General features: G+C 72.1%; 12 protein-coding genes. 8 read left to right on the forward strand and 4 right to left on the reverse strand.

The window, feature by feature from the left end; genetic code table 11:
• Nucleotides 1-157 precede the first annotated feature (157 nt).
• A complete protein-coding gene (locus tag Plo01_RS14940) occupies nt 158-1,456 on the reverse strand; it encodes a D-arabinono-1,4-lactone oxidase (protein ID WP_203891164.1) in 1,299 nt (432 codons plus the stop codon).
• Between the two features lie 15 nt (nt 1,457-1,471).
• Nucleotides 1,472-2,668 carry an MFS transporter gene (locus Plo01_RS14945; RefSeq protein ID WP_203891165.1) on the reverse strand — a complete coding sequence of 399 codons (1,197 nt, stop codon included), beginning with the start codon at nt 2,666-2,668 and terminating at the stop codon, nt 1,472-1,474.
• A 117-nt stretch (nt 2,669-2,785) separates the two neighbouring features.
• Here Plo01_RS14945 and Plo01_RS14950 point away from each other — a divergent pair, with 117 nt between their 5' ends.
• Nucleotides 2,786-4,039: a lytic transglycosylase domain-containing protein gene (locus Plo01_RS14950; RefSeq protein ID WP_203891166.1), complete on the forward strand. Its 1,254-nt coding sequence runs from the start codon at nt 2,786-2,788 to the stop codon at nt 4,037-4,039.
• A gap of 66 nt (nt 4,040-4,105) precedes the next feature.
• Here the strand turns inward: Plo01_RS14950 and Plo01_RS14955 are convergent, their stop codons facing one another.
• Complete coding sequence (locus tag Plo01_RS14955; RefSeq protein WP_203891167.1) at nt 4,106-5,095, reverse strand: ferrochelatase; 990 nt, start codon at nt 5,093-5,095, stop codon at nt 4,106-4,108.
• A 132-nt stretch (nt 5,096-5,227) separates the two neighbouring features.
• Here Plo01_RS14955 and Plo01_RS14960 point away from each other — a divergent pair, with 132 nt between their 5' ends.
• Together Plo01_RS14960 and Plo01_RS14965 are read left to right on the forward strand one after the other, a co-directional pair.
• Entirely contained in the window at nt 5,228-7,198 is a 1,971-nt protein-coding gene (locus tag Plo01_RS14960; protein WP_203891168.1) for a S9 family peptidase, read from the forward strand.
• Nucleotides 7,199-7,297: 99 nt separating this feature from the next.
• Complete coding sequence (locus Plo01_RS14965) at nt 7,298-8,086, forward strand: inositol monophosphatase family protein (RefSeq protein WP_203891169.1); 789 nt, start codon at nt 7,298-7,300, stop codon at nt 8,084-8,086.
• A 70-nt stretch (nt 8,087-8,156) separates the two neighbouring features.
• Here the strand turns inward: Plo01_RS14965 and Plo01_RS14970 are convergent, their stop codons facing one another.
• Nucleotides 8,157-8,321: a hypothetical protein gene (locus Plo01_RS14970; RefSeq protein ID WP_203891170.1), complete on the reverse strand. Its 165-nt coding sequence runs from the start codon at nt 8,319-8,321 to the stop codon at nt 8,157-8,159.
• A gap of 219 nt (nt 8,322-8,540) precedes the next feature.
• Between Plo01_RS14970 and Plo01_RS14975 the strand changes: the two genes are divergently transcribed.
• The 5 genes from Plo01_RS14975 (at nt 8,541) to Plo01_RS14995 (ending at nt 13,613) form a co-directional block, all read left to right on the forward strand.
• Complete coding sequence (locus Plo01_RS14975) at nt 8,541-9,194, forward strand: response regulator transcription factor (RefSeq protein ID WP_203891171.1); 654 nt, start codon at nt 8,541-8,543, stop codon at nt 9,192-9,194.
• 95 nt (nt 9,195-9,289) lie between these two features.
• Nucleotides 9,290-10,630 carry a sensor histidine kinase gene (locus Plo01_RS14980; protein ID WP_203891330.1) on the forward strand — a complete coding sequence of 447 codons (1,341 nt, stop codon included), beginning with the start codon at nt 9,290-9,292 and terminating at the stop codon, nt 10,628-10,630.
• A gap of 273 nt (nt 10,631-10,903) precedes the next feature.
• Nucleotides 10,904-11,203, forward strand: coding sequence for a DUF4193 domain-containing protein (locus Plo01_RS14985; protein ID WP_089206330.1), 300 nt, complete (start codon nt 10,904-10,906; stop codon nt 11,201-11,203).
• Between the two features lie 82 nt (nt 11,204-11,285).
• Nucleotides 11,286-12,179: a hypothetical protein gene (locus Plo01_RS14990; RefSeq protein ID WP_203891172.1), complete on the forward strand. Its 894-nt coding sequence runs from the start codon at nt 11,286-11,288 to the stop codon at nt 12,177-12,179.
• Nucleotides 12,180-12,239: 60 nt separating this feature from the next.
• Nucleotides 12,240-13,613, forward strand: coding sequence for an alpha,alpha-trehalose-phosphate synthase (UDP-forming) (locus tag Plo01_RS14995; RefSeq protein ID WP_203891173.1), 1,374 nt, complete (start codon nt 12,240-12,242; stop codon nt 13,611-13,613).
• Nucleotides 13,614-13,700 lie beyond the last annotated feature (87 nt).

Genomic DNA, 13,700 nt, shown 5'->3' on the forward strand with positions numbered 1-13,700 from the left:
CTCCGGAGGGCCGGCGGAACCCCGGGACACGCCGCTGCGCCGTTTCCGCTGGAGATCCTTGGCGCGCCCTTTGATCACCGGCCGCCGGCGGCCGGGCCGCCACCGGGGCGCCGGCGGTCCACCGCCGGTGGACCGTCGGTGACCGGGAGCGGCCGGCTCACGGGCCCAGGACGGTGTCCAGATAGTCGTTGGCGAACAGGCGGTCCGGGTCCAGCCGGTCGCGCAGGTCCCGGAAGTCGGCGAACCGCGGGTAGACCCCGGCCAGGTAGGCGGCGTCGCGGGTGTGCAGCTTCCCCCAGTGCGGGCGTCCCCCGAGCCGCGTCATGATCTCCTCGACGCCCTCGAAGTAGGCCGGGTTGGGCGTGGGCCGGTAGATGTGGCAGGCGATGTAGGCCGTGTCGCGGCCGTAGGCCGTCGACAGCCAGGCGTCGGCGGGCGGGGTGACCCGCACCTCGATCGGGAAGGTGATCTTCCAGTCGCTCCGCTCGACGAGGTCGCGGGTCTCGCGCAGGGCCTGGCCGAGGCGCTCGCGCGGGATGGCGTACTCCATCTCCAGGAACCTCACCTCCCGCACGCTGGTGAAGATCTTGTAGGACGTGTCGGTGCAGGCGGAGGCGGACAGCGCCGCCGCGGAGACCGCGTTCAGCCGCGGGATCGCGCCCGGGAAGCGGGCGCCGATCCCGCACAGCGCGCCGAACAGGGTGTTCTCCAGGAACGTGTTGTCCAGCCAGTGCTTGAACGCCCCCGGCGGGTTCGCCGGTCCGGGGCTGCGGTTGTTCCGCTTGGTCAGGCAGGTGTCGGTGTGCGGCAGCCAGAAGAAGTCCAGGTGCTCGTTCTCCGCCGTGATCGTGTCGAGCGAGCCGAGGATCTCGCTCAGCGCCATCGGCTGCCGGACGCTGCGCAGCAGGAAGGACGGCTCCACCCGGAAGGTCACCGAGGTCAGCACGCCGAGCGCGCCCAGGCCCACCCGGGCTGCGTCGAACAGGTCCCGGTCCTGGCCCCCGCCGTCCGCGCGGACCGTGACGATCTCACCGTCGGCGAGCACCATCTCCAGCGCGAGCACCTGGTCGGCCAGGCCCCCGACGTCCCGGCCGGTGCCGTGGGTGCCGGTCTGGATGGCCCCGGCCAGCGTCTGGGCGGTGATGTCACCCATGTTCGCCAGGGCCAGGCCCATCCGGTGGAGCTCCTCGTTGAGCTCCCGCAGCGGCGTGCCCGCCGCCGCCCTCACCCAGCCCTCGCCGGTCTCCAGGATCCCGGTCAGTCCCTCCGGCCGCAGCAGCAGGCCGTCGGTGAGCGCCACCCCGGTGAACGAGTGGCCGGTGCCGACCATGCGCACCCGCCGGCCGGACGCCGCGGCGTCCCGTACGGCACGTGCCACCTCCCCGGCCGAGGAGGGGGTGCGGATCTCGGCGGGCACGGCGGACTGGTTGCCCGCCCAGTTACGGAACTCGCTCATAAACATGAAAGATACTCATGATTTCTGCCGGGCAACAGGGGTGCGCAGCCACGCCGAGCCCCCGATCCCGATGGCCACGGCCAGCAGGGCGCATCCGAAGGCGAAGACGTAGGCGTCGGAAGCGCCGTAGGCGTCGGTGAGCCGCCCGCCGGCCCAGGCGCCGAGCGCCACGCCGAACCCGACCGCGGTGGAGACCCAGGTCATGCCCTCGGTGAGCAGGTGGGCCGGGACCAGCCGCTCGATCAGCGCGTAACCGGCGATGATCGTGGGCGAGATGGCCAGCCCGGCGACGAACAGCGCCACGGCCATCACCCAGACGTCGCCGATCAGCGCGATCGGGGTGAACCCCGCCGCGAACACCGCCAGCGCGCGGATGAACCGGCTGCGCAGGGAGGCCTCCCAGCGTCGCGCGCCGTACCAGAGCCCGGAGATCAGACTGCCGCTCGCGATCGCGGCCAGCAGGAGACCGGCGGCGGGCTTGACCCCGCGCTCCTCGGCGAAGGCGACCGTGATCAGGTCGACCGCGCCGAAGACCGCGCCCATGGCCAGGAAGACGCAGGACAGCAGGGCGATCCCCGGGATGGTGATCGGCGTGCCGGAGTGCTTCCCGCCCACGCGGACCGGCGGCTCGGTGGCGCGCTGCATGGCGAAGACGAGTGTGCCGCCGACCGCGCAGACCAGCGTCACGATCAGTCCGGCGTACGGGTTGACCATGGTGGCCAGGGCGGTGACGAGCGCGGGCCCGGCGACGAAGACGACCTCGTCGGCGACCGACTCGAACGAGAACGCGGTGTGCAGCTGGTCCGTCCCGCCCAGCAGGTGGGTCCAGCGGGTCCGCACCAGCGAGCCGAGCGGGACCGCGGCCGCTCCGATCACGATGCCGACGGCGAACAGGGTCCAGGACGGCGCACCGAACTCGACGCAGAGCATCAGGGCGGCCAGCGCGGTACCGTGCGTGAGAACGAGTGGGACGATTACCCTGGCCTGACCGAATCTGTCCACCAGGCGTCCCATGAGGGGCGCGGCGACGGCGTAGGAGACGTTGACGGTGCCCGCGACCGCGCCCGCCATGCCGTACGAGCGGGTGAGCTCCTGGATGAGCAGCATGATGCCGAGTCCGAGCATCGACATGGGCATCCGCCCGATCAGCCCCGAGATCACGAAGCCCTTGACGCCGGGCCTGCTGAACAGCTCCCGATACGGCCCGACCACCGATATTCCCCTTTCGTGCCTGCAATGTATGAATTCGCCTGACTTTTCCGCACAAAACGGCGAGACTGCAAACAGTTTTGTGCATGGCAGTACATACCGCGTCCCGTTGGAGCCAAAATGAGCCCGGCCGAGCCTCTTCCCCGGCCGAAGGTCCTCCTCGCGCTCCTGGCCGGGGTGCTCGCCCTGGCCGCCGCCGGCGGCGCGGTCTTCCTCGTCGCACGGCCCCTCCTGGCCCCCGCCCCGGCGGTCTCCGGCGCGGCCGCCGTCCGGGCCGAGGTCCCCGACCTGGCGGCGCTCGCCCCGCAGCCCCGCGAGCCCGCCGCGGTCCCGTCCGCCGCGCTCCCGTCCGCCGGGGCCGGACCCGCCGAGACGGCCCAGGTCACCGCAGGCCCCGGGATCACCCCCACGCCGCCCCGGGTGATGGTGATCTCCCATTCCACCCTGACCCACCAGACCAAGCGGGACATCGCCGGGCTCAAGCACGTCGAGAAGATCGATTCTTTCGACGGCGGGGCGGTCAAGGTCTCCGGGGTCGGCCTCAACCTGCTCGCGGTCGACCCCGCCCGCTTCCGCGCCTGGGCGCCCGAGGAGGTGGCCGGGCAGCAGGAGGTCTGGAACGCGCTGCTGCGGGGCGAGTTCGTCGCCGACAGTACGGCGGTGCGCCGCCTCGGGCTCGCGCTCGGCTCGTACTACCAGGTGGACGGCGGGCCCCGGCTGCGGGTCGCGGCCTCGGCCCCGTTCGGGCTGCCCGGGGTGGACGGCCTGGTGGGGGAGGAGACGGGACGCCGCCTGGGACTGCTGCCCGGGGCGGCCCTGCTGGTGCACGGCCCGGAGAGGGCGGCGAGCGCGCTCGACGCCGGGGTGCGCAAGCTGCTGGGCTCGGGGGCGCAGGTGGTCGCGGTGGGCGAGCGCCGCGCGGCGAGCGCCCCGGCGAAGGCCCGGGCGAGCACCCCGCCGCGGCCGCGGGCGGCGGGCCGGGTGACGGTCGGGCGGCCCGGCACCTACCTGGAGCTGTACCGCAAGTCGGCCGGGGTCTGCCCCGGCCTGTCCTGGACGGTGCTGGCCGCGATCGGCCAGGTGGAGAGCTCGCACGGGCGCAACAACGGCCCGTCCTCGGCCGGTGCGCAGGGACCGATGCAGTTCATGCCCGCGACCTGGAAGGCCTACGGCGTGGACGGCGACGGCGACGGCGTGGCCGACATCTGGAGCCCCTACGACGCCGTTCCCTCGGCGGCCAACTACCTGTGCGCCAACGGCGCGGGCCAGGGCGGCAAGAAGCTGGAGAAGGCCGTCTGGTTCTACAACCACTCGTGGTCGTACGTCAGGAAGGTCCTGTCGATATCCGAGGCCTACGCCCGCGCCTACCCGTGAGAGCCGCGCCCGCCGGCGAGGCCCGCGCCTACCCGTGGGAGCCGCGCCCGCCGGCGAGGGCCCCGGCTACCCGTGGGAGCCGTTCGGCCCCTGACGGCGCGGCGGCGCCGGGCAGCAGGTCATCCCGCAGGCCGTCGGCTCCGGTTCGGCCAGCAGCTCGCCGACCAGCGCGACGAACCGCGGGTGCGTGCCCGCCGTGGCGGCCCGGGTCAGCGGGAGGCCGAGCTTGGCCGCCAGGTCCTTGGCCTCCACGTCGAGGTCGTAGACGACCTCCATGTGGTCGGAGACGAAGCCGATCGGGACCAGCACCACCGCCGGGACGTCCTGCGCGGCGAGCTCCTCGAGGTGGTCGCAGACGTCGGGCTCCAGCCACGGGATGTGCGGCGCGCCGCTGCGGCTCTGCCAGACCAGGTCCCACTCCCGGTCGCCGCCCAGCCCGGCCACGACCAGCGCGGCCGTTCTGGCCAGCTGGGTCTCGTAGAGCCCGCCGCCGGGCCCGGCCGTCCTGGCCATGGAGGTCGGGATGCTGTGCGCGGTGAAGACCAGCCGCGCGGCGTCCCGGTGCTCGGCGGGCAGCCGGTCCAGGGCCTGGCGGGTGTGGTCCACCATGGCCGCGACGAAGCCCGGGTGGTCGTGGTAGTGGCGGAGCTTGACGATCTCCGGGGCGTCCTCCACGGCGGCCCTGGCCAGGGCGATGTCGTCGATGTACTGCCGGCAGGAGGAGTAGGAGCCGTAGGCGGAGGTGACGAACGCCGCCGCCCTGCGCACCCCGTCGGCGGCCATCTGCCGGAGTGTGTCCTCCAGGTAAGGGTGCCAGTTGCGGTTGCCCCAGTAGATCGGCAGATCGACGGTCGGCCCGACGGCCGCGATCAGGTCGCGGCACTGCCGGTTGATCGGGCTGACTCCGCCGAATCGCTGGTAGTGGGCCTCGACCTCCAGCAGGCGTTCCCTCGGAACCCCCCGGCCGCGCACCACGTTCTCCAGGAACGGCATCACATCGTCCGGCTTCTCCGGGCCTCCGAACGAGACCACGAGAAGCGCGTCGTAAGTCCCCATGTGCTCATCCAACCGCATGCCGGGACGTACTCGGATCCGGGTGCCGCCGGGGTGGGGGAGGGCTCGCCGGACGGGAAGGTGATCGTGTCAGACCGTAGAGGTAGGTTCGGTAGCGTGACCTCTTTTTCTGACATGCATGACTATGTCGGTGTACCTCGCCTGACCTCGCTGCGTCTCTCCCCGGACGGCGGCCGCCTGGTGGGCGTGGTGCAGGCGCTCAACCCGGACGGCAAGTCCTACGGAACCGCCCTGTGGGAGATCCCTCTCGACGGGCGCAGGCCGTACCGGCTGACCAGATCCCTCAAGGGCGAGGCGGGGGCCGAGTTCACCGCCGAGGGCGACGTCCTGTTCGGGTCCCGCCGTCCCGACCCGACGGTGAAGGACCCCGACGACGAGGTCTCCGCGCTCTGGCTGCTGCCCGCCGCCGGCGGCGAGGCCCGGCAGGTGGCCTCCCGGCCCGGCGGGATCGACGGCTTCGCGACCGGCGGGCCGACCGTGGTCTTCGCCTCCGGGGTGCTCCCCGGCGACGAGTCGACCGAGGCCGAGCGGCGCAAGGCCCGCAAGGACGCCGGGATCAGCGCGATCCTGCACGAGGGCTACCCGGTGCGCTACTGGGACCACGACCTGGGGCCCGGCGAGACCCGGCTGTTCGCCGGGACGGTGGGCGAGGACCGGCTGGCCGACGTCAGGGATCTCACGCCGGAGCCGGGCAAGGCGCTCACCAACGCCTCCTACGAGGTCACTCCGGACGGGGCCACGGCGATCGCCACCTGGGCGGCCGTGCTGCCGGGCGGAGAGCTCCGCTCCGACCTGGTCGCCATCGAGATCGCGGGCGGAGGGGCCCGCCGGGTGCTGGCCAGCGAGGACGGCCACGACTTCGAGGGGCCGCTGGCGGTCTCGCCCGACGGCCGCCGGGTCGCCTGCGTGCGCAGCAGCCATGCCGACACCCGCACGATCCCCGAGGTCACGCTCTGGATCGTCGACCTGGCCACCGGCGAGGGGCACGCGGCGGGCGGGGAGCTCTGGCCGTCGGAGATCAGGTGGGCGCCCGACTCGGCCTCGCTCTACGTCGTCGCCGACCACCGGGGCCGCCGCCCGGTCTTCCGCGTCCCGGCCGACGGCTCCGAGCCGGTACGGCTCACCGCCGACGACGCCGCCTACTCCGCGGTCAACGTCGCCCCCGGCGGGACCCTGTACGCGCTGCGCAGCGGCGTGGACCGGGCGGCCGGCCCGGTCAGGATCACCCTGGAGGGCGCGGCCGGCACGGTCGAGGAGCTCGCCTCCCCGGCCCCCGAGCTGGAACCGCCCGGCACGCTCACCGAGGTCACCGCGACCGCCGACGACGGCGCGGAGATCCGCGCCTGGCTGGTGCTGCCCGAGGGCGCCTCCGCCGACAACCCGGCGCCGCTGCTGCTGTGGGTCCACGGCGGGCCGCTGAGCAGCTGGAACGACTGGTCCTGGCGGTGGAACCCGTGGATCATGGCGGCGCACGGCTACGCCGTCCTGCTGCCCGACCCGTGCCTGTCCACCGGCTACGGGCCGGAGATGATCCGGCGCGGCTGGGCGAACTGGGGCCCGCGCACCCACGCCGACCTGATGGCGATCACCGACGCGGCGCTGGAGGTTCCCGGGATCGACCCGGGCCGGACCGCCGCGATGGGCGGATCCTTCGGCGGCTACATGGCCAACTGGATCGCCGGGCACACCGACCGGTTCAGGGCGATCGTCACCCACGCCTCGCTGTGGCACCTCGAGCAGTTCGCCGGGACCACCGACGCGTCCATGTACTGGCAGCGGGAGTTCGGCGAGCCGGGCGGCGAGCTGTACGACACGCTCTCCCCGCACCGGTCGCTGGAGAAGATCACCACGCCGATGCTGGTCATCCACGGCGACAAGGACTACCGGGTGCCGATCGGCGAAGGTCTGCGCCTCTGGTGGGATCTGCAGCGCTCCGGCGTGGAGGCGAAGTTCCTGTACTTCCCCGACGAGAACCACTGGGTGCTCAAGCCGGGCAACGCCGTCGTCTGGTACGAGACCGTCCTGGCCTTCCTGGCGCAGCACGTCCTGGGCCAGGAGTGGAAGCGGCCGGAGTCGCTCTCCTGAACGTCCCTCTCCGGGACGACGCCCTGACCCCGTGCGGCCGGTGGGAGCGGCCGCACGGGACGATGGGGTCGTGAGACGAGTGAGAGACGGGGAGCGGCCATGAGCACCGTTTATCTGGAACTGGCCGAGCGGATCGCCCGTGAGGCCGGGGAGATGCTCCTGGCCAAGCGGCCCGCCCGGCCCGAGGTGCTGGCCACCAAGTCCAGTCCCACCGATGTGGTGACCGCGCTGGACAGGGCCGCGGAAGAGCTGATCCGCACCAGGATCAAGGAGGCCAGGCCGGACGACGCGATCCTGGGCGAGGAGGGCGGCGCCACCGGCGACGGCCGCGTCCGGTGGATCGTCGATCCCATCGACGGGACGGTCAACTTCCTGTACGGCCTGCCCGAGTGGTCGGTCAGCATCGCGGTCGAGGTCGACGGCGAGGTCGTCGCGGGCGTGGTCGACGTCGTGCCCCGCGGAGAGGTCTTCACGGCCGCCAAGGGCGAGGGCGCGTGGCTGGCCGGCGAGCGGTTGCGCTGCAACACCGGCGTGCCGCTGGACCAGGCGCTGATCGCCACCGGCTTCGGCTACGACCCCGGGCGGCGGGCGGTGCAGGCGGAGGTGCTCGCGCACGTGGTGCCGCGCGTGCGCGACATCCGCCGGGGCGGCTCGGCGGCCTCGGACCTGTGCGCGGTCGCGGCCGGGCGGGTGGACGGGTACTACGAGCGCGGCCCGCAGTACTGGGACTACGCGGCCGGGGGGCTCGTCGCGGCGGAGTCGGGGGCCAGGGTCGGCGGCATGCACGGCAAGCCGTACAACCCCGGGCTGACGCTCTGCGCGGCGCCCGGCCTGTTCGAGGCGCTCCACGACCTGCTGGCCCCGCTGGACCCCGAGCGCGACGCCTGATCCGGCGGGCGCGGACGCACGAGGGCCCCTCGTTCCTCCGGGGAGGAGCGAGGGGCCCCGTCACGTCTGGTCAGCGCTGGAGCGGGACGCCGTTGTCGGTCGCGAGACGGCGGAGGTCCTCGATCTCGGCGGTGAGGGTGTCGGCGAGGTAGTCGTCGCCGGTGGACCTGGCCTCCTGCAGGTTCTTGTAGGCCTGGTCGAGGCGGTGTTCGATCGTGGTCGTGAACTCGCCCATCTCACCTTCTTTCTCATGGGGGGCCGGAGGGTGTTCCGAAGCAGGGACTGGGAGCGTCTGTACCCATCGCGTGGACTGCCCTAAACCTGCCTGTGTCATACATCACCGTGGGTGTGCTTATCGTGGCGGTGGCCTTACCACCGGCTTACGGCCGGTGGGGTGAGAATGGGGAACCGTTCGGGCGGCTGTCCGGCGGACTGCAGGGAGGTGTCAGAGGCCATGCGGGTGCTTGTGGTCGAGGATGAGCGGGTGCTCGCGGACGCGATCGCGACGGGGCTGCGGCGGGAGGCCATGGCCGTGGACGTCGCCTACGACGGCGCGGGCGCGCTGGAGCGGACCGGCTACATCGACTACGACGTGATCGTCCTGGATCGCGACCTGCCCAAGGTCCACGGGGACGAGGTCTGCCGCCGCCTGGTGGCCGAGCGGTCGGCCTCCCGGATCCTGATGCTGACCGCCTCCGGCGACGTCGACGACAAGGTCGAGGGCCTGGGGCTGGGCGCCGACGACTACCTCGCCAAGCCCTTCGTCTTCATCGAGCTGGTCGCGCGGGTCAGGGCGCTCGGCCGGCGCTCGGCCCCGGCGCTCCCGCCGGTGCTGGAGCGCTCCGGCGTCCGCCTGGACCCGGGCAAGCGGCTGGTGACCAGGAACGGTGAGGAGATCACCCTCACCAAGAAGGAGTTCGCGGTCCTGGAGGAGCTGATGCGCGCCGAGGGCGCGGTCGTCAGCCAGGAGGACCTGCTGGACAAGGCCTGGGACGAGAACATCGACCCGTTCACCAACGTGGTGCGGGTGACCATGATGACCCTGCGGAAGAAACTGGGCGAGCCGGCGGTCATCGAGACGGTGCCCGGGGTCGGATACAAGCTGTGAGCGCGCCCGAGGAGCGGCCGGCGTTCGCCCCGCCCGGGGAGCGCCCCGAGTTCGTCCCGCCGGACGAGCGGCGGCGCGCGGCGCCGACCCACCCCATGATCAGTCCGCACTCGAAGCGGGAGGAGCCCGGCTCCCACCCGGTCGAGGGCGGGGAGGCCGGCGGCGCGGCCGCGCCGCCCACGCAGCCCTCGCCGTCCCCGCGTCCCGTGCAGCCGCCGCCGCCCAGCGGCCCGCCGGCGTGGGACGGTCCTCCCCCGGTGGGCGCGTTGCCGCTGAAGCCGTCCCTCGTCGACCGGGTGAGGAAGATCAGCGACCGGCTCAGCATCCGGTGGCGGCTCACGCTCACCTACGCCGTGCTGTTCTTCATGGCGGGCGCGCTGCTGCTGTTCGTGATGTACATGATGGTCGCCTGGGCGATCGACTCGGCGTGGCCCGGCCTCAACCTGAGCAGCTTCTCACCGGACGACGCCCTGGAGATCGAGCGCCAGTGGACCTGGCACCAGCACCTCGCCGTCTCCGAGGCCCGCCAGGCCCTGCTCACCCGGTCGCTCCTGGCGCTGCTGGGCGTCGGCATCCTCGCGATCGTCATCGGGTACGTCGTGGCCGACCGCGCGCTCAAACCGGTCCAGAAGATGACCGCCACCGCGCGCAAGCTCTCGTCCTCGACCCTCGCCCACGAGCGCATCGACCTCAAGGGCCCCGACGACGAGCTCAAGGAGCTGGCCGACACCTTCGACGCCATGCTCACCCGGCTCGACGTCGCCTTCGACACGCAGCGCAGGTTCGTGGCCAACGCCTCGCACGAGCTGCGAACCCCGCTGACGATCAACCGGACGGTGCTGGAGATCGCGCTGGGCGACCCCGAGGCGTCGGAGGACCTCAAGGCGCTGGGCCGTACCCTCCTGGAGGTCAACGCCCGCAACGAGCGGCTCATCGAGGGCCTGCTCCTGCTCGCCCGCAGTGAGCGCGCGCTGAGCGTGCGCAAGCCCGTGGACGTCAAGGACGTGGCGGAGACCGCGCTCGAGCAGCTCGCGCCGCGCGCGGAGGAGGCCGGCGTCACGGTCGCCACCGAGATCGGCAGCGCCGAGACCGTGGGCGATCCGGTGCTCCTGGAACGGTGCGTCTCCAATCTCGTCGAGAACGCGATCAAGTACAACGTTCCCGAGTCGGGACGTATTTGGGTCCGGGCGGGAATGGTGGAGGGCGTTCTGATTGTTCAGGTCGCCAATACCGGGCCTCACGTGCCCGCGTACGAGGTGAGCAGCCTGTTCGAACCGTTCCGCCGGCTCAACGCCGACCGGATCGACTCGGCCAAGGGGTCGGGGCTCGGGCTCTCCATCGTCCGCGCGGTCGTGCGCGCTCATGGTGGCGACGTGACCGCCGTTCCCCGGGACGGGGGCGGTCTCGTGGTGACCGTGAGACTCCAGCCACGTTGATCCGGCGGGGAGCGTCTCGTTCGGGTCGCACATGTGGTTGGATGTGCCGTCGAACACGGTGGTGCATGTCGCCAGGGCTGTGTGTTTCGCCATATTTGGCTAACCACGCCCATGTGCGGCCGGTCCCTCACGTGTGAGGAGGTTCGGTGACCATTCCGGCGGGGTACCGAAGCAGGAATCTCTCTGCCGGACCGGGCACAAGACGGGCCTCTCGTACGTTGACACACGCGCGAGCGAGCGCAGACAGATAGATGAGGGGGATGGAGCAGACCGATGGCTACCGATTACGACAGCCCACGCAAGACTGACGACGACCTCAGCGAGGACAGTCTTCAGGAACTGCAGGCGCGCCGTACCGACAAGTCCTCGGGCAGCATCGACATCGACGAGACCGACCTCGCCGAGTCGCTCGAGCTGCCGGGCGCCGACCTGTCGAACGAGGAGCTCTCGCTCCGGGTGATTCCTCGCCAGGCTGACGAGTTCACCTGCGCGCGTTGCTTCCTGGTGCACCACCGCAGCCAGCTCGCCGTCGAGAGGAACGGCCAGCAGATCTGCCGGGAGTGCGCGGCCTGACGACCGTTCCGACGGCCTGTCCGATGTGTGTCCTTCCATCGACGGGTAGGGCAGAAGGACAGCCTTGAGGAGGTTCCGCGACATGACGTCAGAGAACAGGCAGACCGGTGCCACGCCGGACGACTCCACGGCCGCGGAGTCGGCCGGCGCTCCGGACGGCACCCGGGCCACTGCCTCGGACGGCGCCTCGGACGGCGACCCCACCCCGGAGACGGGTCGTGAGGCCGCCGCCCAGGGAACCGATCAGGAAGTCGCCGAACTCGTCGGGAGGCTCGCCGAGCCCGGCGAGATGGACGGCGCCGAGCGGCGACGGCTGCTCGGCCGCCTGACGAAGGCGCTGGCCGCCGGGGCGAAGCGGGCCAAGGAGTCCGGGACGGGCCGGGGCCGCTGGCTCGCCGACGTCTTCATGGCCGTGGCGCCCCGCATCCCGATCCGCGATCTGGCGACTCTCTCCGCCCACCACCACGGGCTCACCGGCGAGGCGCTGGCCGACGACCTCTCCCGGACCGCGGCCAAGGCCACCATGACGGTCGGCGCGATCGGCGGGGCCCTCGCGGCGGCCGAGTTCGCCGCCCCGCCCCTGCTGCTGTCGGCCCCCGCCCAGCTGGTCGCCGAGACCCTCGTGGTCTCCGCGATCGAGGTCAAGCTCATCGCCGAACTCCACGAGGTGTACGGCGTGCAGGTCCCCGGGACCGGCACCCAGCGCGCCATCGCCTTCGTGACCGCCTGGTCCAAGCAGCGCGGAGTGGATCCCATGGCCCCCGGCTCGGTCACCGTCGCGCTCGGCACCGCGGCCAAGACCGCCCTGCGCAACCGCCTCATGCGCACCCTCGGGCGGCACCTCACCACGCTCGGCCCGTTCCTGACCGGTGCCGTGGCCGGTGGCACCCTCAACCGCGCGGCCACCAGGAAGCTCGCCGACATCGTCCGGGACGATCTCCGGCAACAACGTTCCCTCCCGCCGGCCGCCCCCTGAAAGTCATAAAAACGGCTTAATGGGGTAGTTGATTGGATAAGTCAACTATTGGAGGGTTTTGTGCCGGGCTCCAGCTCGTTCCTGATCGTCGCCAACCGCCTGCCCGTCGACCGGGTCGGGGAGGACATGTGGCGGCGCAGCCCCGGCGGCCTGGTCACCGCGATCGCTCCCGTCCTGCAGCGCCGCGAGGGCGCCTGGATCGGCTGGCACGGCGCCCCCGACGAGCGCCTCGACCCCTTCGAGCACGACGGCATGCACCTCATCCCCGTGCCGCTGTCGGCGCAGGAGGTCGAGCTCTACTACGAAGGCTTCTCCAACGCCACCCTCTGGCCGCTCTACCACGACGTCGTCGCCACGCCCGTCTACTCGCGCGCCCTGTGGGACGCCTACCGCCTGGTCAACGAACGTTTCGCCCACGCCGCCGCGGAGGCCGCCGCGCCGGACGCGGTCGTATGGGTGCAGGACTACCAGCTGCAGCTGGTCCCCGCGATGCTCCGCAAGCTCCGCCCCGACGTGCGCATCGGCTTCTTCCTGCACATCCCGTTCCCGCCCGGCGAGCTGTTCCAGCAGCTGCCCTGGCGCAGGGAACTGCTGGAGGGACTGCTCGGCGCGGACCTCGTCGGCTTCCAGCGCCCCGGCGGCGCGTCCAACTTCATCCGCCTGTGCCGTAAGACGCTCGGTCTCCAGTACCAGAAGCACGAGATCTACGTCGAGGACCGCGTGGTGCGGGCCGAGGCGTTCCCCATCTCGGTGGACTTCGGAGAGCTCGACGTCCTGGTCCGCGAGCCGCACATCGTCGCCAGGGCGCAGGAGATCCGCCGGGACCTGGGCAACCCTGAGCACGTGCTGCTCGGCGTGGACCGGCTCGACTACACCAAGGGCATCGGCCAGCGGCTGAAGGCGTTCGGGGAACTGCTCGCCGACGGCTCGATCAAGCCGGGGGAGGCGGCCTTCGTGCAGATCGCCACACCCAGCCGGGAGCGGGTCGAGGAGTACATCCGGCTGCGCGACTCCATCGAGCTGCAGGTCGGCCGGATCAACGGCGAGCAGGGCGAGCTGGGCCAGCAGCCGGTGCAGTACCTGCACCAGTCCTACGGCCGAGACGAGCTGGCCGCCCTCTACCTGGCGGCGGACGTGATGGTGGTGACGCCGCTGCGCGACGGGATGAACCTGGTGGCCAAGGAGTACATCTCCTGCCGCCACGACCTGCGCGGGGCCCTGGTGCTCAGCGAGTTCGCCGGGGCGGCCGAGGAGCTGAAGCAGGCGTTCATGGTCAACCCCTACGACATCGACGGCCTCAAGCGCACGATGTTGTCCGCGATGCGGGCCACCCCCCACGACCTGTCCCGGCGGATGCGCTCGCTGCGCCGCCGGGTCGCCACCTACGACGTGGACCGCTGGGCGCAGGACTTCCTCGCCGCGCTGGAGAGCTGACCCGCCGCCGGCACGGCCGCCGCGCCGTTCCCGCGCGGCGGGCCGTACCGTCACGGAGACCGCACCGGAGCCGCTCCGAGGACCGCC

This window comes from Planobispora longispora (genome assembly GCF_016863135.1).
Classification (GTDB): Bacteria; Actinomycetota; Actinomycetes; order Streptosporangiales; family Streptosporangiaceae; genus Planobispora; species Planobispora longispora.